A 23,440-nucleotide genomic window follows, 5' to 3' on the forward strand; every position below is an offset into this window, starting at 1 on the left:
ACTCGCCGGCGAAGAAGTCGAAGATCTGGCCGGCGCGCACCGTCTCGCCGATGCCTTCGGCCAGTGTCTTGCCTTCCTCACGCGACAAGAGCTTTCCGAGTTCGTCCTTGCGCGCAAGGATCTCGTCGGCGGTCTTCCTCAGGATCGCGTGGCGCTCGAGAATACCCGAGCGCGACCAGGCCGGAAACGCCGCCTTGGCAGCCGCGATCGCCAAACGCGCATCCTCGGCTGACGCGCGGGCGTATTCGCCGACCACGTCGTTGGTATCGGACGGGTTGATGTTGCGGAACGCTTCGCTACCGGCGATCCATTCCCCATCGATCAGGTTTTTCTGCACCATATCTATCCTCCGCGGCGCTCACACTTTGATCATGTCTCTGCTTATCGGATGCGATGGATCCGGCAGAAAGAACAATCTTTCGACCCCGCCATTGCCAAAACGGCAAACCTAAATTCCGACCCGAGCGTTGCCGTATCGGCAATACCAACCGCTAAAAATTGTGCTTTATGAGATGCCAAATTCCATCATCATCGCTCCCATAACAAGCAAGGGGAACGATATGTCTCGTTTTATGATGAACCGCCGAGGTTTCCTTTCGAATGCGGCCGCAATGGGCGCGATTGCCGCAACCCATAGCCTCATCAATGTTTCACCAGGCCTTGCGGCCGATTCCGCGACGATACGCATGCAGCTCGGTTGGCTGCCATCGAACGGGCTTCTCGGAGAGCTCGTGGCCCGCAAGAAGGGTTACTACGCCGAGAAGAGCATAGAGCTCGAAATCGTGCCCGGCGGACCGAATGTCGATGGTGTTGCGGGTGTTGCCGTTGGCCAGTCGACCATCGGTCAGATTTCCTCCAGCCCGTCAGTCATGCTGGCTCGTTCGGCCGGCGCACCGATCAAGGCATTTGCCGCCGGCTACCAAAAACATCCCTTCGCCTATTTCTCTCGCAAGGCAAATCCGATCGCCAAGCCTCAGGACATGATTGGCAAGACGATCGCCGCGATCCCGACCTCGGTCATTCTTCTGCGCGCGCTTCTCGCCAAGAACGGCATATCGGAAGACCAGGTCAAGATCGTCAACATGGGCTCGGACATGAACCAGCTCGTGACCGGCCAGGCCGATGCGGTCTGTGGCTGGCTGACGAACGTCAACGCCCTGAAAGTGCTTGGGGATGACCGGGTCGATCTGACGCTCTGGGATGGCGGTATCCGGCTTTATGCCAACGTCTACTATACCACCGACGACCAGTTGCAAAATCACGCGGACCAGCTCGCAGCCTTCGTATCCAGTTCGGCGCGCGGGTGGGGTTATGCCCGCGACCATCAGGAAGAGGCCGTCGACATCCTGCTTGAATCCTACCCCAACCTCGACAAGGCGAGCGAGCTGGAGGCCATCGGACCGCTGATGAAGTTCGTGTTCAACGAAACCACCGCGAGCGAGGGTTGGGGAGGCATGGACCAGGCAAACTGGGCGGAGCAAATCAAGACCTATGCGGACCTCGGCCAGTTCACAGGTCCGGTTCCCAACGTCGACGACGTCTACACAATGGCAATCCTGGATGCGACAGCCGATGTCCGCAAGAGCGTAGGATAAGGCGATGTTGGAAACGCTTATCAGACCCGGCCAGGCTTCGCTCGGCAACGCCGCGGTGTCGGTGAAAAACCTTCACATTCGCTTTGGCGCGGATGATTCAGGCTTCACCGCACTCTCCGATGTCTCGGTCGAGATACCGGCCGGCTCGCTCGTGACCATGCTCGGCCCATCCGGCTGCGGCAAGTCGACTTTGCTGCGTACGGTGGCCGATCTCGTGCACATCACCGACGGTTCGGTGTCCGTCCATGGCCAGACACCGCGCAAGGCGCGCGAGGGACGCGATTTCGCCTTCGTCTTCCAGGAAGCGACGCTGCTGCCGTGGCGCAATGTGATCGACAATGTGCGTCTCCCGCTGCTGGTGGGGAAACGCGAACCGGGCGCGACCTATGCCGATCCGGAAGAGCTTCTCGCCCTCGTGGGCTTGAAGGGGCGCGAGAAGGCGATGCCGCACGAATTGTCGGGCGGCCAGCGCCAGCGCGTGGCGATCGCCCGGGCACTGGTGACCCGCCCGCGTATTCTCTTGATGGACGAGCCTTTCGGCGCGCTCGACGAGATCACGCGCGACAAGCTGAACGAAGAACTGCTGCGCCTCTGGCAGGAAACCGGCACGACGATCCTCTTCGTCACCCATTCGATCCCCGAGGCCGTCTTCCTCGGTCAACATGTGCTGATGCTCGCCGCCCATCCCGGCCGCGTCAAAGAGTTCATGAAAGTCGACTTGCCCTATCCGCGAACTCTCGCGATGCGCGACACGGTCGAGTTCATCCAGGTGACCGCCCACCTGCGCAAACTTTTGGGAGAATGCTGATGGCGAATGCCCTTCCTTCACAGGCGGAAGGCCGCGCTTTGACCGACGGCAACCGGTTCCGGATACTCGATGGTCTTGCCGCTGCGATCCTGCGACATCTTCCGGCGACACTCGCGATCCTTGGCTGCATCCTTTTGTGGCAACTCGTCGTCTGGGGTTTTTCGGTGCCGACCTTCATGGCGCCCGGACCGGTCGACGTCATCAAGGCCTTCGGCGAAAACGCCGGCGTGCTCTGGACGAACTTCTGGCCGACGCTCATGGAGGCCGTTCTCGGTTTCATCTTCGGCAATGTCATCGCCGTCCTTCTGGCGGTCTGGTTCGTCTATAGCCCGCTCGCGGAACGCGCCTTCTATCCGATCGCCGTCATCATCAAGTCGATCCCGATCATCGCGCTTGCCCCGATCCTGGTGCTGCTTGTCGGCAACGGCATCGCGCCGAAGATCATCATCGCCGGCCTGATCTGCTTCTTCCCGACGCTGGTCAACATGGTGCAGGGACTGAAGTCGGCGAGCCCCGCAATGCTCGACCTGATGCGCATCCTGTCTGCCAGCAATTCCGAAATCTTCTGGAAGGTTCGCCTGCCGGGCTCGCTGCCCTTTCTGTTCGCCGCGCTGAAGATTGCGGCAACCAGCAGCGTGATGGGCGCGATCGTCGCCGAATGGATCGGCTCCAGCTACGGTCTCGGTGCGCTGATCATCGAGGCGACCTACAATTTCCGCTCGCCGCTGCTTTACGCGACGGTGGTGATTGCGGCCTCGCTTGCCGTGGTCCTCTTCTTTGCCGTCTCCTACGCGGAATCGAAGATCGTCCGCTGGAAACCGACGACGGACCACTGACCCCCAAACTCTTTGCTACCGGACCTGGATAACCGGGTCCGGTCAATCGACGAAGTCACTGGCTGTGAGCTCCTCACATTTCGCCGGACGCTTCCCCTATGGAGGAAACAACTATGGAAACAATCAGAGAACCCCTGCGCAATGCCCGGATCGTCGACCGCTCGGACGTCGTCGTCGTCGGCGGTGGACCGGCTGGGATCTCCGCCGCGGTTTCGGCGGCACGCACCGGAGCCAGCGTCACGCTTATCGAACGCTATCCCTATGTCGGTGGCCTTGCCGCAGGCGGTATGGTTCTGGTGCTCGACGACATGGTCAACGGCGTCGAAATCACCGTGCGTGGCATCTGCATGGAAATGATCGAACGGATGAAGACGCTCGGCCTTTGCGTCACGCCGACGGATGGCGACCGCCAGCTCGATATTCGCGATACGCCGGAGGCCTGGCAAAGATGGGCGCGCTGGGGCTTGTTCGACTTCCACACGCCGTCTGCGCCGCACCCGATCTGCTATGCGGCCGCCTTCGATCCGGACGCCTTCAAGCGCGTCTCCTATGACATCCTGCGCGAATCCGGCGTGAAGCTTAGGACCCATAGCTGGTTCTCCTCGGCGATCGTCGAGAACGGCACGATCAAGGGTGTGGTTTGCCAGACGAAATCCGGCCGCGAGGCCATCATGGGCGACGTCGTCATCGACGCCTCGGGCGACCTCGACGTCGCGGCCGATGCCGGCGCCCAGCATACGGACGGCAATTTCATCCTGACGACGGTTTCCCGCTGGGGGGGCATCGACACTGAAGCCGCCGAGCGCTTCGAATTCGAGGAACCCGAAAAGTTCAAGGCAATCGACCACGAGGCCAAGCGTCTGATTGGCGGTTGCTGGTCGTTCTGGTGGCTGAAGACCCCGCTGCCGGGCGTCATCTGGCTCAACTGCCCGCACATGCCGAAGCTCTCTGGCCTCCGTGTCGAAGACTTAACCTATGCGGAACTCGAGGGCCGTGGCCGCATTGCCCGCCTGCTCGACTTCGCCCGCGCCAACCTGCCGGGCTTCGAAAATGCCCATGTGATCGACTTTGCGCCGCAGACGGGCGTGCGCCAGTCGCGACTGCTCCAGGGCGAATATGTCGTCACCAAGGACGACGTGATGAACCGCCAGCACTTCACCGACACAGTGTGCCGTGGCCGCGACTACTACACGCCCTATAGGGCCATGCTTCCCAAGGAGGTCGATCAGTTGATCGTCGCAGGCCGGCATTATTCCGCGACCATTCAGGCGCAAAAATCGAGCCGCGAGATCCCGCCCTGCATGGCGATGGGCGAGGCGGCCGGTGTTGCCGCCACCGTCGCGCTCAATGCCGGCGTCAAGGTGCGAGACGCCGATGTCAAGGCGATCCAGAAGCAGCTGCGGGCGCAGGGCGCCGATCCCGGCGACGTACCATCCGAAAATGCAACCTATCTGGAGGCCGCAGAATGACGTCTCTTCCCCTCGACGGTATCCGCGTCGTCGACTTTACCCAGGTCATGCTTGGCCCGTGCTGCACGCAGATGCTGGCCGATTACGGCGCCGAGGTCATCAAGGTCGAAAAGGCCAAGATCGGCGACCTCTCGCGCTGGTCGCTGGGCTCCGACCCGGATGGCCTCAACAATCCGGTTTTCTCCTCGCTCAACCGCAACAAGAAGAGCCTTGCACTCGACCTCAAGCAGGACGAGGCGCGGGCAGCCGTCCGCGCGCTGATCGACACTGCCGACGTGGTCGTCAACAATTTCCGTCCTGACGTCATGGAGCGCATGGGTTTCGGCTATGAAGAGCTGAAGCGGACAAACCCACGGCTGATCTACGCCGTCGGCACGGGCTTCGGCCTTGAAGGCCCCTACCGGCACAAGGGCGGGCAGGACATCTTGGCGCAGGCGCTTTCGGGCGTCATGCGGCGCAAGTCCGACGCGAGCCATCCGCTGTCGATCTACGCGACGCCGCTTGCCGACTACTCGGCCGGCATGCACCTGGTGCAGGGCATTCTACTTGCCTTGCTGCATCGCGAAAAGACCGGGCACGGCCAGCAAGTGGCGGTCAGCCTCTACAGTTCGATGCTCGCCATGCAGATGCAGGAAGGCACCACGCACATGATGCGGGAAAAGGACCTGAACTGGGGCGCCTTCCCGCTGACGGGCGTGTTCGAGACGACCGACGGCGCCATCGTCATGGTCGGTGCCTTCAAGCAGAATCCGCTGCGCGACATCTGCAATGCCCTTGAGATCGAGGACCTGTCCCTCCAGCCGCAATTTGTCGATTTCGACGCGCAGATGCAGCGCCGTCCGGATTTGCAGCAAATCTTCCGCGAGGCGTTCGCAAAAAACAGCAGCGCCCATTGGCTCGGCCGCTTGGAACAGGTGGACATTCTCTGCGCACCGGTACGCTCGCTTCCCGAAGCCCTTAACGACGAACAGACGACGATCAACGGCATGATCCTGGACGCGGGAGAGACGAAGGCCGGTCCGATCCGGCTTGTTGGTTCGCCGATCGACATGTCGGCGGCGACCGTGACGGTTCGCATCGCGCCGCCGACGCTCGGCGAGCACAATGACGAGATCCTTTCGGGGCTTTCGGTTCGTCAGGGAGATGCGGCATGAGCGTCACTTTCGTGGTAGAGGATCGCGTCGCAAGCGTCACTCTCAACCGTCCCGAGCGGATGAACGCGGTGGATGCCGCGACCGAGCGCGAACTGGATGCGATCTGGGAGGAGATCGAAGCACGCGACGATATCAGCTGCGTCGTCTTGACGGGCGCCGGCGAACGGGCGTTCTGCGCCGGGGCGGATCTGAAGGGGGCTGAAAAGACCGGCCTTGATTACTGGACCGAAAGCCGGCCGAACGGCTTTGGAGGACTGGCCTTTCGCCGCTCTCTGGATGTTCCTCTCATCGCGAGGGTCAATGGCTATGCGCTCGGTGGTGGATTCGAGATGGTTCTAGGCTGCGATATTGTCATAGCTTCGACGGAGGCGGCCTTCGGCCTGCCCGAGGCTCGCGTCGGGCGCCTGCCGCTCGATGGCGGCATGGTGCTTCTTCAGCGCAGGATCCCGCACAACCTTGCCATGGGTGTGCTGTTGACCGGTCGGCGGTTCTCGGCCGCCGAGATGCACGCCTTTGGTATCGTCAACGAACTTGCCGAACCGGACGAGCTCGACGCGGCCGTCTCCCGCTGGGTGAAGGAAATCGTCGCCTGTGCGCCGCTTTCGCTGCGCGCCATCAAGCAGACGGTCAATCGCACCGGACACCTGTCTCCGGCGGAAGCCCAGGGATTACGCACGCCCGCGCTTGTGAAGGCGCTGAACAGCGAGGATGCGCTGGAAGGTGTGCGCGCTTTTCAGGAGAAGCGCGCGCCCGTTTGGAGGGGACGGTGAGCGTGTTATAGGTCGGGGCCCAGGGGAGGAGGGGTCCAATCGAATGCACGCCAGCATCCTGAAATACTTCGTCTCGGTCGCTCGGTCCGGGTCCATTCGCAAGGCCTCCGAGGAGCTTCATGTCGCATCCTCGGCGGTCAGCCGGCAGATCAAGAAACTGGAGGACGAGCTTGGGATCGCGCTCTTCGAGCGGCTCTCGAATGGTCTGAGGCTGACTGTTGCCGGGGAAAACGTGCTGCGCCACGCCCGGGTGACGCTGGAAAATTTCGAACTGCTGCGCAGCGACCTCGGCGCCCTGCAGGGGAAAAAGACCGGTCGGGTGCAGATGTCCTGCCTCGATAGCCTGGCGATCCAATTCCTGCCGGACATGGTCAACGCGTTCCACAGTATCCATCCCGGCGTGAGCTTTCACATCCACACCGCCGGCCACGGCAATATCAGCAGCCTGGTCGCCGAGGGCGATGTCGATATGGGCCTGACCTTCGATCTGGCCCGGCCTGACGATACCGAGATGCTCTTTCGCGTGCCGATGCCGCTGATGGCCTTCGTCGGACGGGAACATCCGCTGGCCAAACAGCGGCAGGTTTCGCTTGCCGAATGCGCCCAGTACGACCTTCTCCTGCAACTCGACACGCAACCGATCCGCTCGCTCATCGAAATCGAACTCTCGGTCTTCGAGCGGACCGGGCGGCCTTTTGTTCTCTCGAACAGCCAGATGATGCTCAAACCTTTCATCCTGTCCGGTCAGGGCGTGGCTTTCTTCACGCCGATCGGTTTCCTCGCCGAGATCAGATCGGGCGATCTCGTCGCCATACCGCTTTCCGGCTCGCGCCTTCAGAACCTGCATGTCGGGATTCTGGTGCAGCGACGCCGGCAGCGCACGCATGCGGCGGAAGCCGTCATCGAATTTGTCGGCGCGGAACTGCAGAGGTTCAGCGACCAGATCATGGAGGCGATCCATCCGTGAATACAGCATCCGTTCCCGGGCGACTTCTCTTGCGACCGGGCCACGAGGCCGCAGGGCGCACGCAAAATCTGTTGGATCATTTGCCTGAGGGCGCCTCATGGACGACGATCCCGGCCGGTGCTCTGCTTATGCCGCCGCCCGTCAACGCCCATGACCATGGTTATGGCATCCGCACGCTCGATTTTGGCAACGCGGACGATGCCCTGGAAGTGTGGATCCCGGGACTTCGGCTTCGACCGCGAACCGAGCCCTATCTGAAAGCGCTGGTGGCCTTCTCAAGGTTGGCGCAAACGGGCGTCGGCGCGACCATGCATTGCCATAATTCTTTGAACATCGACCGTCTCGTCGACGAGGCAGGCGCGGTCATGCGCGCGGCGTGCGACGCAGGCATTAGGCTTGCGCTTTCCTGCCCGCTTCTCGACAACGATCCGTGGGCCTATGACGGCGGGCCTCAGCGATTGCGGCCATATCTTGATCCGGCAGACTGGGACGATCTCAGCGGCTCGATCCCGAGCTATGCGTCGCCATCGGTGCAGATCTCGGCAGCCGACGCGGTCGCTGCGGCCAACACAAGTCCGTTGATCGATGTGCAGTATGGTCCGATCGGGCCGCAATGGTGTTCCAATGCACTGCTCGAAGCGATCGCCGAGGCCTCTCACGCAACCGGCCGGCGCATTCACATGCATCTCCTTGAAAGCCCGAGGCAGAGGCAATGGCTGGATCGGCGCTTTCCGCAAGGGGTTGTCCGATACCTCGACGAGATCGGCTTCCTGTCGCCCCGCCTCGCCGTCGCCCACGGCGTCCAGCTGCGACCGGACGAGTTGGAGCTGCTGGCTGCGCGTGGCGTGCAGCTCGTTTCGAACCCGTCGGCGAATTTGCGCCTGCGCTCAGGCGTGGCGCCGGTCGCCACCATTCCGCCAAGCGGCCCCGCTTTCGCGTTCGGCCTCGACGGAACGGGCTTTGACGATGACCAGGATCTCTGGCGCGAATTGCGCCTTGCCCATCTGCTGCATGGCGGCCGCGACCTGACGCGAACCCTTACGGCGGGACGTGTCTTCGATGCCGCGATCCATGTCGGCGCCAAGGTGGTGAACGCCCCGGCGAACGAAGACCTGGTGCTCGTGGACTATGCTGCGCTGATTGCCGACAGCCTGATGGACGACCTGGATGAAGCGGAGGTGCTGCTTACCCGGATGACCGCCGCGCATGCAAAGGCGCTCTATGTCGGCGGACAGGAGATCCTGTGCGATGGACGGTTGACCCGGGTCGATTTCGAGGCTGCCCGGGCCGAACTCCTGCAGCAGGCGCGCGCCGACCTTCCGCGGCTGACCGCCGAGCGCGGACGCGTGACCAAACTGGCCGCGGCAACAAGGGCCTATTACGCCAGCTGGTGAGCGCGGCGACAAGGCGGTAGGCGTCACCCGCTGGTCTCCTATAGGGGGCGGACTTGCTAAGCGATCGCGGCTGCCTTCTCGAAGGCGGCAACGAAAGGATGGTCGCGCGTCGTGGAGCACTCCTTGCTCCAGCCGCCGCGCGACCCCATCCCCGTGACATCGGACCCGAAGAACTCCTTGTTCACAGCGATGAAATGGCGCTGGTTGTTTGGTATCTCCTGATCCCAGACAATGGCATCGACGGGGCAGATCGAAAGACAGAGCCCGCAATTTATGCATTCGTCGGGGTGGATGTAGAAGGTGCGGCCACCCTCGTAAATGCAGTCCACAGGGCAGGCGGCGGTGCAGTCGCCATCCTTCACGTCGATGCAGGGTTCGGTAATGACATAGGCCATCTTGCGGATCTCTGAAGAGTTGTTTGCACGGCCAATTATTCAGAGTTTCCCTTGCCGAAGAAGCACAGATATTCGCAAGGTCGATTGCCAAAAAGGCAACGTCCGGGGCCCGTTCTTTCGTGCTTGGGCCTGTCGCCATGGCGAAGTGCTGCACAAGCGCGAGCCGTGGAACGCGCGTGATCGCCCGAACGTAGAGAGAGCCGGCAATCCCGAATGCGAGCTCGGTTGAGAGGCGTCGGTGATCGCTGCGGCAGTTATCGCGATCCGATCTCGTGGTGGCAACGGGACGAGAAGACAGTAGGCCAACGATTCCCGGGCGCGTTGATTGCGGCTATCAAAACCGAGAGAAAAAACGGACGACCTACTTTGGATTTGCCGATTTTTGTCAATTTTCAATTGACATTTGCAGCTTTCATTAAAGTAGGAGTGGCGATAACTTTACAGACGCGCTACGATGTCAAACATGAGTGGACAAAGCGAGACAAAGCTAAAGCAGCTTCTCCAAGCCGTCCCACCTGGATTCCTGGTGGACACTGCGTGGATGGCTCGTCACGCCATCTCGCGACAATCGGTTTCGGGCTACGTCAAACGCGGTTGGTTGGAACCAGCATTGACGGGCCTCTATCGACGTCCATTTTCGCCAGGCACGAACCCGGATGCCGTTACGGGATGGAAGATCCCTTTGCTTTCGGCCGTATGGCTGATGCGGCACAAATTCCACGTTGGCGGGGCAAGTGCTCTCTCCCTGCGGGGCCACAGTCACTATCTCTCGCTCAGCGGCGAGTTCGTTCTTTGCCTCTACGGCTCCGACATTCCGTTGTGGCTGTCGAAACTGCATACCGATGCGCGGATCCTGACCAGAAGCGCCAATTTGTTTGGAGACGCGGCCCTCGGCGTTGAACATTCTGATTTCAATCTATCGGACGATGCCGACGGCGAGCTCGCCCTGAGCCCGTGGCGCTGGCCGATCCCGATGTCGTCTCCTGAACGCGCGATCATCGAAATGCTCGATGAGCTGCCAAAGAGCGAAAGCTTCCACACCGTCGACATGGCGTTCGAGAGCCTGGCCAATCTGCGCCCGAAGCTGCTGACAAGACTTCTGGCGGAGTGCCGAAGTGTAAAGACCAAGCGCCTCTTCTTCGTTTATGCAGACAAGCACGGGCACGCCTGGCGCAGGCACATCGACATGTCGGCGATCGATCTCGGCACGGGCGACCGAGCACTCACCCCAGGTGGTCGGCTTCACCCGGATTACCGAATCACCATTCCAGACGAGCTGATGCCAAAGGAGACGCCCCGTGGCGCGTGAGCAATATATGCGGCAAGTGGAACTCCTGGTGAGGACCCTTCCTTTCATTGCACGTCAGGAAACCTTCGCCCTTAAAGGTGGCACGGCGATCAACCTCTTCTACCGCGACATGCCGCGACTATCAGTCGATATTGATCTGACCTATCTCCCGATCGAGGATCGCGAGACGACGCTGAAAGGTATCGACACCACACTCGAGCAAATCCGCGACGACCTACTGCGAAACCTCCGGGGTGTCACGGTGCAGAGGATAGCCGGCGGAGGCAACAACGACACGCGCGTCCTCGTGCGGCAAGGAGGCGCCGAAATCAAGATCGAGACCTCGCCGGTCGCCAGAGGGACGGTCCACCCGCCTGAACTACGACGCGTGAGCGAAGCGGTCGAAGACGAATTCGGCTTTGCGGAAATGCAGGTCGTTTCGTTCGAGGACCTTTTCGGCGGCAAGCTGCATGCAGCTGTCGACCGCCAGCATCCACGTGACTTGTTCGACGTGAAGCTGCTGTACGAGAACGAAGGTCTGACAGATGCGTTGTTTCACACGTTCCTCGTTTATGTCGCAAGCTCCGGCCGACCGCCGCACGAATTGGTGCGTCCCTCGCTCGTGAAGCTCGACGAGGCTTTCGTAAAAGAGTTCGAGGGCATGACATCGGAAGCAGTCAGCCTTAACGAGTTGGAAGGGGTGAGGAACCGATTGACCGGCGATATTCTCGCAAGGCTGGATGAAAAGGCCATGCGGTTCCTTCTAACGCTCCATGACGGCGAGCCCGATTTCGACGCGATCGGCCTTCCACAGGCAGCGGAGCTTCCGGCTGTCCGCTGGAAGGTCCTCAACCTCGTAAAGCTGAAGGAACAGAACCCCGCGAAACACCTCGAACAGCGCCGTGAAATACAGGGCATTCTTTCTTAAATCTGGCTCAGCGGTTCTGGGTATCTCACATCGCCGACATGCCTCACATGCCCAAGCCCAGTCCCTTCTTCAGCCCGCACGTGAGTTCATAGGCCCGGCTCAACTCCGCCCGGTGTGTCCTATTGACAAGGCTGGCGACGTCCTTGATGCGGTCGACTACGGCCGGATCTTTCAACCCCAGACGATCGAGCTCCTTCTTGAAACTTCGCGGATCCGAACTGCCAAGACGTCGCTCAAGAGCGCGGGCCAGGGCCTTGGACTCTTCCAGCACCTGGCGGCCTTCCGGCGTGCCGGAGAGCTCCGCGAGCAATGGTGGCGGCGGAGAGAGTTTTTTGCCGACACCACTTCATCCAGGATCAACAGGACGGACGTCTGCTCCGCCGATGGGGCTATCGAACCCCAGCATGCCCAATGCCGCCTCGCGCCTCTACTGAATGGCAATCCGGATCGGCTTGCGTCGCGGCTGGCGGCCGCTCAAGTGGATCGCCACGACCGACAGCCATCTTTGTGATCACGGCTGCTCGTACACCTGGCCAATACTCCCCATTTTTGCCTTTCCGTTTCCCGGGACCGGCCGCCCGACCCTGCAGTTGGCAGTTTCGCAATAGGGTCTGCTGGGCGGAACCGTTCGCTCGCTGCTGCGTTGGGACTAGCCTTTGACGGCCACAAAAGTCGGAGGCTCGGGTGATGGCCCCGCTTGTGCCGCGTCGTAAGGCGCGCCGTTCGTACAGCGCCAACGGGCGCTGGGTCTCCCAGTAACAGGAGTGAAAATCATGTCGATGCCTTCCAAACTTTTCGCAACGGTGGCCCTTCCAGTCTTCGCCGCATCATTCGTGATACAGCCGGCGCTGGCCGAGAGCCTGAGGGTGCCGTTCCAGGTCGCTCAGGAAGGCGTCGACCAGCAGTCGCCCGAGGATTTGCTGCTGCTCAAGAAGCGCAAGAAGCAGCAGGACGCGGGGGAAGGGCAGTTAGAACAGCAGCAACCGCAGGCCGAGGAGCCGCAGCGCCAGGCAGAAGAGCCGTCTCGCAAGAAGCGCAAGCAACAGGCTGAAGAACAGCAGCCCGGTACCGAGGAAAGCGCGCCACGGAAGGCTGAAGAACAACAGGCGCCCGAACGCAAGAAGCGCAAGCAGCAGGCAGAAGAACAGCAACCCGCCATAGAGGAAGGGGCTCCGCGGCAGGCTGAAGAGCAACAGGCGCCTCAGCGCAAGAAGCGCAAGCAGCAGGCAGAAGAACAGCAACCCGCCATAGAGGAAGGCGCTCCGCGGCAGGCTGAGGAACAACAAGCACCTGAACGCAAGAAGCGCAAAGAGCAGGCAGAAGGACAGCAACCCGCTATAGATGAGAGCACTCCGCAGAACGCTGGGGAAGCGCAGGTACCGGTGCCCAAGAAGCGCAAGCAGCAAGCTGAACGTCAGCAGCCGGAAGAGCAAAAGCCGGCGCCACAGACCGGTGAGAGTGAGCCGCAGCCCGTTGCAGGGTCTGAACAGCCCGTGACGGCCGAACAGCGCCAGAGTGAGGAGCCTCAGGCCAAGCCTGCACCTGTTGTCGTCGACAAGCGCACGAAGGCAGACAAGCGAAAGATCGCCCAGGATCCGGCAGCGACCGACGAAACCATTGTGCTTCCGGTCGATAACGGCGCGGCCGTGCTCGACAGTGACAAGGACGCCGACAAGTCCGGCGGCAACCAGGGGCGCGAGGCTCGGCGCAAGCAGCGCGAAGAATTGCGCGTCCAGGGGAACATAGCGCCACCGACGGATGACGCCGCGGCCCAGGCTGAAATCCCGGCCGACGTGCGGCAGACGGCCGCGCAGAGGATCGAGGCCGGGATGAAGGAGGAAGGTCGACGCGTTGACGCGGTGCCAGCATTCGCGGTTCCGGACACGACGAACATCGTCAACAATACCGTCATCAACAACAGGACTGTCAACAGCACGACGAACAATGATGTGACCGAGGTGCGCGTCGTCGAGAGGCTCGACGATCGTGTCGTCCTTGGCGTCGGCGACCAGATCTTCGTGCGTGGCGACGATCGTCCGCGCCTGCGCCACGGCGCGCGGGAGGCGTACTACGACGAGCTTCCGCGCGGCCGCGTGCGTGAAACGATCGTGCGCCCGGGCGGCTACAGGATCGTCACCGTCTATGACCGTTACGGTGACGTCTTGCAGCGCTCGCGCGTCGACAGCGATGGCAACGAATATGTGTTGATGTACGCGCCGGACTATCAGGACGAAAGGCGCCCGGCGATCGTCGACGTCGGTTATGACCTGCCGCCGATGCGCCTGACGATCCCGGTCGATGACTACATCGTCGACTATTCGCAGGAGCCGGATCGAGATTACTACGCGTTTCTGTCCGAACCGCCGGTCGAGCGCGTGGAGCGTGTCTATTCCATCGATGAAGTCCGCAATTCCGCCCGTCTCCGTGACAAGGTCCGGCGCATCGATCTCGACACGATCCATTTCGAAACCGGCAGCGCCGAAGTGTCGATGTCACAGGCAAAGACGCTGCGAACGGTCGCCGACGCCATGCAGAAGGTGCTCGGCAAGGATCCCGGTGAAACCTTCTTCATCGAGGGGCACACGGACGCTGTCGGTTCCGACCGGTCGAACCTCGTCCTCTCCGACGAGCGTGCCGAGTCCGTCGCGGTCCTCCTGACGGAAGTCTACGGCATCCCGGCGGAGAACCTGGTGACGCAAGGCTACGGCGAGCGTTTCCTCAAGATCAGTACGCCCGAGCCGGCGGAAGAAAACCGCCGCGTGACCATCCGACGCGTGACGCCACTGGTACGCCCAGTCGCACAGCGATAACGCTCGCGACGTCCAGCCACCATGCGTTCGCGACGGCGCCCGGGAAGCTCAGTGTTGTTCGGTCAGATGACGTGGCGCCCTTAGACGAGAGCGGCGAAAACCGTCGCAGTCCTCGTGATCGAGGCTTATGGCATCGCGGCTTGAAACCTGCCGTTGCCATCCTATTGCGAGCGCTTCCTGAAAATCGGCGCACGGAAGATCCAAGGACGAGAACCGATGCCTGACATCGGCCGCGGCAGAGTGCGCCTAATTTGTAATTTCTTTCCAAAAAATATTGACATTTCAATATAAAATGGACAATTGAAGATAACAACAAATCGTCTGGATTTTGAGATGCTCGTCATTGTCGCTGATGATCTGACCGGCGCTCTGGATGCCGCGGCGCCCTTTGCCGCGAGGGGCTTTTATGTCGAAGTCGCTTTGGCGCCCGAAGCGATCGATGATGTCCTGAAAACGGGGCCGGACGTGGTTTCGGTCAATCTCGGATCGCGAGAACACAGCCCCGCATCCGCCAGGCAACGAACAGTTGCCACGCTCGCTGCGCTGCCTTCGGGTTCGCGCATCTTCAAGAAGGTCGACTCCCGTCTTAAGGGCAACATCGTCGCCGAACTCGACGCAATGTCTTTCGGATCGGCGCTCGTGGCGCCCGCCATCCCGGCCTTCGGTCGGGTTGTCATGTCCGGTAGCGTGCAAGGCTTTGGGGTAGATGCGCCCATCTCCGTTGCCGAGAAGCTCGGCCGGCATGCGGCCAAGGCCATCATCCCGGACGTATCCACTGAAGCCGAGATGCGCGCCTTGCTTGAGAATGCGGAAAGAAGTGGTACGGATCTGCTGATTGGAGCGCGCGGTCTGGCCGAGGCGCTTGCCGAACGGATGAGTGGCGGTCAAAAACCGCGGGCTGCCCAGGTGATTGCCGGTAGGGCTTTGTTCGTCATTGGGTCCCGAGACCCGATTACCCTTGCCCAGATCGACACGCTTCGCAACGACCTTGCCTTATCCTATTTGCCCGCGCCCAACGGGCGGCTTTCGGCCGCAGACGACACCGGCGGCGCAATCACGCTCGTTCAGGCGGTGCCGGGTGAAGGGGAGTTGACGCCGGAGGCCGTTTCCGAGGCGCTTGCCGAGAGCGTCTGTCCGGGCCTTGTCGAACGGGCAGGGACGCTGCTTCTGTCCGGCGGCGCAACTGCAGAGGCAGTTTTGAGGAAAATGGGCATCCAGCGTTTTCGCCTGCTGGGCGAGTGCCTGCCCGGCCTGGGCTTGGCTGAGGTCGAGGGACGTTGCATCATTGCCAAGTCCGGCGGATTCGGCGCGCCGGATACGCTTAAGGAAATCGCGGAGGCTGTCCTTCGCAAGATGGGATGACGGATGGGACTGGAGAACGGAACAGCACGCAAGAGCCTCGGCGATCTGGTCTTTGAGCGCATGCACCGTGCGATCAAGTCCGGCGCCTACAAGCCGGACGAGCGCTTGCCGACCGAGCACGAACTGGCAAGTGAATTCGAGGTTTCGCGTCCGATCATTCGAGAGGCGTTGCGCCGGCTGCGCGAGCAGGGTTTCATCTATTCACGCCGCGGCGCCGGCAGTTTCGTTCGTGCTGTCGGCATGCGTGAGCCGCTGGGCTTCGGACAACTGGAAAACGTCGCCGATCTTCTGAACTGCTACGAGTTCCGATTGACGGTCGAGCCGGCTGCCGCGCAGGCTGCTGCCGAGCGGCATGACGCGGCCAGCTTGTCCGCCATCCGCCAGGCGTTAGAACTGATGCGGGACGCCACCAACCGGCAATCGCACCGGGAGGATGCGGACTTCCAGTTTCATCTTGCGATCGCACGTGCGGCCCAGAACAGCTATTTTTTCACGGCAATGGAAGCGCTCAAGGATCACATCGCGGTCGGGATGCGGTTTCATGGCGCCTCGGTCAAACGGGAGACGACCGGGCTGACGCGCGTTTTCGGGGAGCACGAAGCGATCGCGGAAGCGATTGCCGCGCGTGAAGGCGTAAAGGCGAGACAACTCATGCATGACCACCTTTCCGGATCCCGCGAACGTCTGTTCCAAGCGACCAAGTAGTCGACAAAGCAAAAACCCCGGCAGACGCCGGGGTTTTGTTTTTTGCATGGTCTATGGATCAAAAGGCTGCCTTGTAGACGGCAAGCACGTCCTCCACACTCATATCGCTCGGGTTGTTGTCCATGAGCCTTCGGTTGGCATGGGCCTCGCTTGCATAGAGCGGCAAGTCGTCGGCACTTGCGCCGTGAGCGGCAAGCGACATCTCGATGCCGAGATCACGGCAGAAGCCACGGGCAGCGCCCAGGAGTTCCTGGGAGGAGAGATCTTCGCCGAGACCAAGCGCCTTTGCGACTTCTGCCGTCTTGGCCGCGGCAACCGGTTGGTTGAAGGCGAGCACATGCGGAAAGATGATGGCGTTTGCCAATCCGTGAGGCAGGCGAAGCCGCGTTCCGAGCGGATAGGCGATGGCATGGCCAGCCGCGGTATTGACCGGCCCAAGGCAGATGCCGCCGTAGTAGGAAGCAAGCATCATCCCTTCTCGCGCCTCGGTATCGGCTCCATCCCTGACTGCGCGGGCGAGATGTTTGCCCACGAGCTCGAAGCCCATTCGGGCAAAGCCGTCGATCATCGGATGGGCGCGGCGATTGGTGAAGGCTTCCACGCAATGGGCCATGGCGTCGACGCCGGTGGCGGCGGTTACCGCCGGCGGCACGGAATAGGTGAGTTCCGGATCGAGAACAGCCAGGTCGGCAATCATGTGCGCGCTTTCGACCGCGATCTTGTTTCCCTTGACAGGGTCGGTGATGAGCGAGCGGATCCCGGCTTCCGAGCCGGTGCCGGCGGTCGTTGCGACCTGAGCCAGGCGGGTGTTGCGGCCGAGTACGCGGTTTGGCCCGGCGACATCGGCAAGCGTCTGCTCGGAGTCCCAAAGCACGGCGACAAGCTTGGCGACGTCGAGCACCGATCCGCCCCCAAGGCCGACGATGAGGTCCGGGCTGTTTTGGCGCGCGAAGTCGAGTGCGGCATCGAGCGTGTCGACATCGGGTTCGCCCGGGATGGCGTCGAACACCGCAACGCGGCCGGAAAGCTTCAGGCGGTCGACGAAGCCTGCGGTGATCGGCGTGGCGATGACGAGCACTGAACGGGCATCGGCCGCCCAGGCGCCGACCTCTGCGATTGTGCCGGCGCCGACGGCGAGGCGGCGCGGCTGATAAAGGGTGATGGGAGCGATGGTCATGGTGTCATCCTCGCTTGGCGTCGCCTGCCACCAACTTGCGGGCATAGGCGATGGCGGAGTTCATGTTGCCGTGGTTGGCGATCCCCTTGCCGGCGATGTCGAAGGCCGTGCCGTGATCGACCGAGGTTCGGTCGATCGGCAGGTCCACCGAGACGTTCACGGCGGTGTCGAAGGCGACAAGCTTCACGGGGATGTGCCCTTGGTCGTGATACTGCGCGACCACGAGGTCGAAGGCGCCCGAATAGGCGCGATGGAACACCGTATCTGCGGAAATCGGCCCATAGGCATCGATGCCTTCCGCGCGTGCTTGCGCAACGGCCGGCACGATCTGGTCGTCATCCTCGGTGCCGAACAGGCCATTTTCGCCGCAGTGGGGATTGATGCCGGCGACCGCGATTTTGGGCGCTACGTAGCCGATACGCTTCAAATGAGCGTCGCCGGCGCGGATCGTGGCGAGCACCCGTTCGGTCGTCGAGCGTCGGATCGCCTCCTGCAGCGCCACGTGGGTGGAAACGTGGATGACCTTGAGGCGCTCGGAGGCAAGCAGCATGTAGGCGGCCTTGGAGCCTGTGAGGCTGCGCAGCATTCCGGTGTGGCCGTCATAGTGGTGACCAGCAAGGTTCAGCGCTTCCTTGTTGATGGGCGCCGTGACGATGCAACCGATCACACCGGCTTCTGCGTCGCGCACTGCCTTTTCGATGAAGCGAAAGGCCGCGTCGCCGGCGACAGGGTTCAGCTGTCCCCAGGCAAGCGGCGCACCTTCAATCGGCAGATCGACGACATGTCCGGTGAGATCAACCTCAAGGCCGAGAGCGGCGCGGGCCGCCTCGAGCGTCGCGAGATTGCCGTAGATCCGGACCGTATCGCGTTCTTGCGGCGACATGTCGGCCAGCGCGCGCACCGAAATCTCGGGGCCGACGCCGCACGGGTCGCCCATGGTTATGCCGATGATATTGCTCATGAAGGTCTCCGTTGGTCAGCGTGGTCCCAGCCAGGGGCCAGGCGGACATATTTGATGGCGCGCCGGTGGTAGGTGTAGGCAAGGTGCATGGCGCCGTCCGGCCCCTCCAGCAGCCAGGGATAGGACATCTCCTTGTTGCCGCCGTCGGTCGAGTCATTGGAAAGGCATGTCCCGGGGCCGTCCTCGATCAGCAGGCGCACGGGAAATGTCTTGCCGCCATCTTGAGAGAGGCAAAGAGAGACTGGCGCGCGCCGGACACCCCAGATCGGAACGCAACCGCCCGTGGGGTCGGCGTCCGGGCGGTTGTCGTCCTCGCCGAGCTCGTCATAAAGCGACGTGCGTCGTTCGGCGGTGTCGGCCGCGCTTACGGGGTTGCAGATCATCGCGATCCGGCCGTCTTTCAGACTGAGAGCGGCGATCGAGGAATTGTTGTTCGGGATGTCACTGGCCTCGGGCCTGGACCAGGAGCGGCCCTCATCGAGGCTCTCGGTCCTGTAGACCCAGTCGGCCTGCCGCCGGCGGAAAAAGGCAGCAAGATGGCCTTCGCCAAGCGACACCGGCGACATGTGCACGCAGCCAATGGACTGATCCAGTTCTTCCAGTTGCCAGGTCTCGCCCTGATTAAGCGAAATGCCGACGGCTGCCGTATCATGGCTGCCGTTCCACTTCTGCCCGGGGCGCTGAACGCAGCGAAAGATCGGCAGCAGCCACGCGCCGTCACCGCGCACCACGAGCGGCGCGCGGATGAAGCAGCCACGGGGAAGGTCCAGGTAACGGCCTTCGCTGGTCGTTAGTACCAGCCGATCGGAAGCATCGCGGCGGACCTCAGCCATCCGGATCCGGCACTCGTCCTGATTGCCTGAGGGTTGGGAGGTGTGAAAGAGCCACAGCCTGCCATCGGGCGCAGTGAAGAGCACCGGGTTTTGCTCCGAATGCGCGGCATCGAAGCTCAGGCGCTGCGGCGGTCCCCATTGCGTCGCCCCCTTGGGCAGCACCGAAGCAAAGATGGAAATGTCCGATTTGCCCTCGAGCGTGCCGCCGAACCAGGCACAGGCGAGCGCGCCGTCTGAAAGCAGATGCAGGAAGGCTGCATGGTTCTGGATCATCGGCGACGGCAACAGCGCTTCCATACGCTCGGGCGACACGGTTTGAAGCCGGCCATTCATGCGGCGGGCGATTTCTTCAGGGTCCATGAGTTCCTCCTGTGTGCTTCGAAAATCACCCAATTTTCAAAGTTGTCAAGTTTGATAAAGTTACAAATAGACAAGTGCTCGTGTATTGTTACGCATAACTCACTGATTTTACTGAAACATTGATGGTGATTATTTCCATATAAAATTTACATTGCGAATTAATTTGACAAACTTTTGTGAAAGGTGGATGGTCTGAACAAGCCGGCAAGAGGATGCCGGGAGGAGGTCTGATGCTGGAAGCTAGCCCGAAGGGGGCTAAGATGGCGGTCATGTTCGCGGTTGGTGCAGCGATCCTTGCTGCCGCCGACGCGGTGATCGTGCGGGCGCTGAACGGCGCCGTGCATCCTTTCGTCATCGGCTTCTTCCGCGCGTTCTTCGGCGCGCTCATCCTTCTGCCTTTTGTTGCCCTGCGCCCATCGGTGCTCAAGTCGAGCCACCCCTTGCGTCAGCATGCGGTCCGTGCCGGCTTCAAGCTGCTCGCCATGGTCGCCTTCTTCGCTGCCTTCAGCTGGGGGCCGCTTGCTGACGTGACGGCCATCGCTTTCATGTCGCCGATCTTCCTTTTGCTCGGTGCCGCACTGGCGCTGGGCGAAAGGCCTGGCCCGGCTATGATCGGTGCGGTGGTGCTCGGTTTTGGCGGCGCGATGCTGATCATCGGCCCCTCGGGAACCGGCTTCAGTCTCGCCATCCTTCTCGCCCTCACTGGCGCGGTGCTCCAGTCGACCATTCAGTTGATCCTGAAGTCCATGTCGAAGGGCGATAAGACCTCAACGCTGGTCGTCTGGAATCTCCTTTTGACCGTTCCGATCGCGCTTCTTTTCGCCTTGCCGTTCTGGACCATGCCTGGGGCGAGGGAGATGACGCTTCTGGCGCTGCAGGGTGTCGTGGGAACTGCCTGCATGGGTATGATGACCCATGCTTTTTCACTCGCGCCCGCCACGATCGTCGCGCCGGTCGATTTTTTGCGCTTGCCGCTCGTGGCGCTCGGCGGCTTCGCGCTTTTTGGCGAACAGATCGCCCTCACCACCCTTTGCGGCGGCGGGCTCATCGGTAGCGCGGCGCTAATTGCCGCGCGATCCGGAAAAGCAACATCCAGCTGAACGAATTTCACTAGGGAGGAAATGCCGTGAAGAAATTATTTGTCTTGAGTGCACTCATGTTGAGTTCGGCCCTGTCGCCCGCATTCGCCGGGTCCGGCCCCATTAAGATCGTGCTGGCCGAGGAGGCCGACCTGCTGGAGCCCTGCATGGCCACGCGCTCGAACATCGGCCGCGTCATCATGCAGAACGTCAGCGAAACGCTGACCGAACTCGACGTTCGCAGTGACAAGGGCGTCATGCCGCGCCTGGCCGAAAAATGGGAGCAGAACGAAGACAGCAGCTGGCGCTTCCACCTGCGCAAGGGCGTCAAGTTCTCCGACGGCACGACCTTTGACGCCAAGGACGTCAAGCACAGCTTCGATCGCATCATGAGCGACAAGAACACCTGTGAATCGCGCCGCTACTTCGGCGGCATCACGGTGACCCCGACGGTCGTCGACGACTACACCATCGATTTCAAGGCCGATCCGGTTCAGCCGATCCTGCCGCTGCTGATGTCTCTCGTCACGATCGTGCCGGAGGAAACGCCGCTTGAGTTCGTGCGCGAACCGGTCGGCACCGGTCCGTACAAGCTGACCAACTGGACGCCGGGGCAGCAGATCGTGCTGACCAGCCGTGACGACTATTGGGGCGCAAAGCCCGAAGTGACGGAAGCCACCTATCTGTTCCGCGCCGACCCGTCGGTGCGCGCAGCCATGGTGCAGACCGGCGAAGCCGACCTTTCGCCGTCGATCTCGCAGCTCGATGCCACGAACCCGGCAACGGACTTTTCCTACCTCGACAGCGAAACCGTCTACCTGCGCATCGATCACAACATCGAACCGCTGAACGACGTTCGTGTCCGCCGCGCGCTCAACGTCGCCATCGACCGCCAGGCCTTCCTCGGTACCCTGGTTCCCGAAAGTGCATTGCTCGCCACCGCGATCGTGCCGCCACCGACGCTTGGCTGGAACCCCGACGTAAAGGTCTTCCCCTACGATCCGGAAGGCGCAAAGAAGCTGCTTGAGGAAGCCAAGGCCGATGGCGTCAAAGTCGACACGCCCATCACCATCATTGCCCGTTCTGCAAACTTTCCGAACGTGACCGAGATCATGGAGGCCATTCAGGCGCAGCTTGAGGAAGTCGGCTTCAAGGTCGAGCTGAAATTCGTCGAGGTCGCCGAGCACGAGCAGTACTATTCCAAGCCCTTCAAGGAAGGTCGCGGCCCGCAGATCGTTGCCGCCATGCACGACAATTCCAAGGGCGATCCGTCGTTCTCGATGTTCTTCAAATACGCAACCGAAGGCACCCAGTCCGGCTTCTCCGATCCGAAGGTCGACGACCTGATCAAGCGCGCGTCGGCTGCCGTCGGCGACGAGCGTGCCAAGCTCTGGTCGGAACTGATCGCCTATGTGCATGACGATGTCGTTGCCGACGTCCTGCTCTTCCACATGGTAGGCTTCTCCCGCGTTTCCGAGCGGCTCGAATTCAAGCCGACGATGGCGACCAACGGGACGCTGCAGCTCTCGGAGATCAAGATCAAGTAATCTGCCCTGGCGAACGACAGGTTCGCCAATCACAACAGCCATCAAGGCGGTGGGATGATCCCGCCGCCGGATTTCTTCGAGGGCGCCATGCTGAAATTCGTTCGAAAACGCGCCGTGGCCAGTCTGATCTCGCTCGTCGGGCTGCTCGTCATGGTCTTCTTCCTGTCGCGGTTGACAGGTGATCCGGCCGCCTTGTTCCTGCCGGTCGAAGCCTCCGCAGAGATGAAGGCGCAATTCCGCGAGCTGCATGGTTTGAACGATCCAATGCTGGTGCAGTTCGGACGCTATGTCGGCGACGTCGTCACCGGCGATTTTGGCGAATCCCTGCGCAAGGCGCGTCCTGCTCTGGACGTGGTGCTTGAGGCCTTCACCTGGACGCTCTGGCTCGCAGTCATCACCATGACGCTGGTCGCTGGTGCTGCGATCGTCGTCGGTTCGCTTGCCGCCTTCCGCGCTGGAGGCTTCTTCGATCGGCTCTCCTCGCTGATCTCGCTGGTCGGCGCTTCCGTTCCCGATTTCTGGATCGCCATCGTCGCGATCGTCGTCTTTTCGGTAAACCTCGCCTGGCTGCCGACTTCGGGCACGGGGTCGCTGCTTCATTGGATCCTGCCGATCTCGGTTCTGTTCATCCGGCCTTTCGGCATCATCGTCCAGGTGGTGCGCGGCTCGATGATCGGGGCGCTTTCCTCGGCCTATGTGAAGACGGCGCGCGCCAAGGGCGTCAAATCCGGGCCGATCATCTTCGTGCATGCGCTGCGCAACGCCATGCTGCCGGTCATCACCGTCATTGGCGACCAGGCCGCGAGCCTTTTGAACGGCGCGGTAATCGTCGAGACGATCTTCGGGTTTCCGGGCGTCGGCAAGCTGATGATCGATTCCATCTTGCAGCGCGATTTCAACGTCGTGCTCGCCGCCATCCTCGTCACGGCGCTGGCGATCTTCCTCATGAACCTGCTGATCGATCTGGCCTACGCGCTGCTCGATCCGCGCATCCGGCACTGA

22 protein-coding genes are annotated in these 23,440 nt (G+C 61.7%); 16 read left to right on the forward strand and 6 right to left on the reverse strand.

Annotation, left to right across the window (positions count from 1 at the left end; translation table 11 throughout):
* On the reverse strand, positions 1-340 hold a 340-nt coding region (locus ASE71_RS28565; RefSeq protein ID WP_156411764.1), incomplete at its 3' end, for an aldehyde dehydrogenase family protein.
* A gap of 220 nt (positions 341-560) precedes the next feature.
* On the opposite strand from ASE71_RS28565, the gene ASE71_RS28570 reads away from it, so the two are divergent.
* The 8 genes from ASE71_RS28570 to ASE71_RS28605 all read left to right on the forward strand — a co-directional run bounded on the left by ASE71_RS28570 (position 561) and on the right by ASE71_RS28605 (position 8,993).
* Positions 561-1,595, forward strand: coding sequence for an ABC transporter substrate-binding protein (locus ASE71_RS28570; protein ID WP_060518084.1), 1,035 nt, complete (start codon positions 561-563; stop codon positions 1,593-1,595).
* A 4-nt stretch (positions 1,596-1,599) separates the two neighbouring features.
* Positions 1,600-2,403 carry an ABC transporter ATP-binding protein gene (locus tag ASE71_RS28575; protein ID WP_034796056.1) on the forward strand — a complete coding sequence of 268 codons (804 nt, stop codon included), beginning with the start codon at positions 1,600-1,602 and terminating at the stop codon, positions 2,401-2,403.
* A complete protein-coding gene (locus tag ASE71_RS28580) occupies positions 2,403-3,239 on the forward strand; it encodes an ABC transporter permease (RefSeq protein ID WP_034796058.1) in 837 nt (278 codons plus the stop codon). The genes ASE71_RS28575 and ASE71_RS28580 overlap by 1 nt, the downstream gene beginning before the upstream one ends.
* 113 nt (positions 3,240-3,352) lie before the next feature.
* The gene (locus ASE71_RS28585) at positions 3,353-4,708 is read left to right on the forward strand and encodes an FAD-dependent oxidoreductase (RefSeq protein WP_034796075.1); all 1,356 of its coding nucleotides are present in this window, start codon (positions 3,353-3,355) and stop codon (positions 4,706-4,708) included.
* A complete protein-coding gene (locus ASE71_RS28590; protein WP_060518083.1) occupies positions 4,705-5,862 on the forward strand; it encodes a CaiB/BaiF CoA transferase family protein in 1,158 nt (385 codons plus the stop codon). The genes ASE71_RS28585 and ASE71_RS28590 overlap by 4 nt, the downstream gene beginning before the upstream one ends.
* Positions 5,859-6,632 (forward strand): enoyl-CoA hydratase-related protein, encoded by a 774-nt coding sequence (locus ASE71_RS28595; RefSeq protein ID WP_060518081.1) that lies wholly within the window; start codon positions 5,859-5,861, stop codon positions 6,630-6,632. The genes ASE71_RS28590 and ASE71_RS28595 overlap by 4 nt, the downstream gene beginning before the upstream one ends.
* 43 nt (positions 6,633-6,675) lie before the next feature.
* Complete coding sequence (locus ASE71_RS28600; protein WP_034796085.1) at positions 6,676-7,599, forward strand: LysR family transcriptional regulator; 924 nt, start codon at positions 6,676-6,678, stop codon at positions 7,597-7,599.
* A gap of 128 nt (positions 7,600-7,727) precedes the next feature.
* On the forward strand, positions 7,728-8,993 hold the full coding sequence (locus ASE71_RS28605; RefSeq protein WP_113544740.1) for an amidohydrolase family protein: 1,266 nt from the start codon (positions 7,728-7,730) through the stop codon (positions 8,991-8,993).
* A gap of 56 nt (positions 8,994-9,049) precedes the next feature.
* Here ASE71_RS28605 and fdxA read toward each other — a convergent pair whose 3' ends face one another.
* Entirely contained in the window at positions 9,050-9,388 is a 339-nt protein-coding gene (fdxA, locus tag ASE71_RS28610) for a ferredoxin (protein WP_060518077.1), read from the reverse strand.
* A 463-nt stretch (positions 9,389-9,851) separates the two neighbouring features.
* Between fdxA and ASE71_RS28615 the strand changes: the two genes are divergently transcribed.
* A complete protein-coding gene (locus tag ASE71_RS28615) occupies positions 9,852-10,697 on the forward strand; it encodes a type IV toxin-antitoxin system AbiEi family antitoxin domain-containing protein (RefSeq protein WP_060518102.1) in 846 nt (281 codons plus the stop codon).
* Positions 10,687-11,604, forward strand: coding sequence for a nucleotidyl transferase AbiEii/AbiGii toxin family protein (locus ASE71_RS28620; RefSeq protein ID WP_060518075.1), 918 nt, complete (start codon positions 10,687-10,689; stop codon positions 11,602-11,604). Before ASE71_RS28615 ends, ASE71_RS28620 begins: the two co-directional genes overlap by 11 nt.
* A gap of 43 nt (positions 11,605-11,647) precedes the next feature.
* Here ASE71_RS28620 and ASE71_RS28625 read toward each other — a convergent pair whose 3' ends face one another.
* Positions 11,648-11,914, reverse strand: coding sequence for a hypothetical protein (locus ASE71_RS28625; RefSeq protein WP_164475048.1), 267 nt, complete (start codon positions 11,912-11,914; stop codon positions 11,648-11,650).
* Between the two features lie 463 nt (positions 11,915-12,377).
* Between ASE71_RS28625 and ASE71_RS28630 the strand changes: the two genes are divergently transcribed.
* From ASE71_RS28630 to ASE71_RS28640, 3 genes are all read left to right on the forward strand, one after another.
* Positions 12,378-14,414: an OmpA family protein gene (locus tag ASE71_RS28630; protein ID WP_060518073.1), complete on the forward strand. Its 2,037-nt coding sequence runs from the start codon at positions 12,378-12,380 to the stop codon at positions 14,412-14,414.
* A gap of 333 nt (positions 14,415-14,747) precedes the next feature.
* Positions 14,748-15,776: a four-carbon acid sugar kinase family protein gene (locus ASE71_RS28635; protein WP_060518071.1), complete on the forward strand. Its 1,029-nt coding sequence runs from the start codon at positions 14,748-14,750 to the stop codon at positions 15,774-15,776.
* A 3-nt stretch (positions 15,777-15,779) separates the two neighbouring features.
* Complete coding sequence (locus ASE71_RS28640; RefSeq protein WP_034796126.1) at positions 15,780-16,481, forward strand: FadR/GntR family transcriptional regulator; 702 nt, start codon at positions 15,780-15,782, stop codon at positions 16,479-16,481.
* 58 nt (positions 16,482-16,539) lie between these two features.
* Here the strand turns inward: ASE71_RS28640 and ASE71_RS28645 are convergent, their stop codons facing one another.
* Genes ASE71_RS28645 through ASE71_RS28655 form a run of 3 tightly spaced genes read right to left on the reverse strand, consistent with a single transcriptional unit; the run spans position 16,540 to position 19,812 of the window.
* Entirely contained in the window at positions 16,540-17,658 is a 1,119-nt protein-coding gene (locus ASE71_RS28645; protein WP_060518069.1) for an iron-containing alcohol dehydrogenase, read from the reverse strand.
* Positions 17,659-17,662: 4 nt separating this feature from the next.
* Positions 17,663-18,619: a 4-hydroxythreonine-4-phosphate dehydrogenase PdxA gene (pdxA, locus tag ASE71_RS28650; RefSeq protein WP_060518067.1), complete on the reverse strand. Its 957-nt coding sequence runs from the start codon at positions 18,617-18,619 to the stop codon at positions 17,663-17,665.
* Entirely contained in the window at positions 18,616-19,812 is a 1,197-nt protein-coding gene (locus ASE71_RS28655; RefSeq protein ID WP_060518065.1) for a sialidase family protein, read from the reverse strand. The genes pdxA and ASE71_RS28655 overlap by 4 nt, the downstream gene beginning before the upstream one ends.
* A 230-nt stretch (positions 19,813-20,042) precedes the next feature.
* On the opposite strand from ASE71_RS28655, the gene ASE71_RS28660 reads away from it, so the two are divergent.
* The 3 genes from ASE71_RS28660 (at position 20,043) to ASE71_RS28670 (ending at position 23,440) form a co-directional block, all read left to right on the forward strand.
* The gene (locus tag ASE71_RS28660) at positions 20,043-20,912 is read left to right on the forward strand and encodes a DMT family transporter (RefSeq protein WP_063891152.1); all 870 of its coding nucleotides are present in this window, start codon (positions 20,043-20,045) and stop codon (positions 20,910-20,912) included.
* 56 nt (positions 20,913-20,968) lie between these two features.
* On the forward strand, positions 20,969-22,438 hold the full coding sequence (locus tag ASE71_RS28665; protein ID WP_210333340.1) for an ABC transporter substrate-binding protein: 1,470 nt from the start codon (positions 20,969-20,971) through the stop codon (positions 22,436-22,438).
* Positions 22,439-22,525: 87 nt separating this feature from the next.
* Positions 22,526-23,440 carry an ABC transporter permease gene (locus ASE71_RS28670; protein ID WP_034796335.1) on the forward strand — a complete coding sequence of 305 codons (915 nt, stop codon included), beginning with the start codon at positions 22,526-22,528 and terminating at the stop codon, positions 23,438-23,440.

The sequence above is a fragment of the Ensifer sp. Root954 genome (assembly GCF_001429005.1).
Taxonomy (GTDB): domain Bacteria; phylum Pseudomonadota; class Alphaproteobacteria; order Rhizobiales; family Rhizobiaceae; genus Ensifer; species Ensifer adhaerens.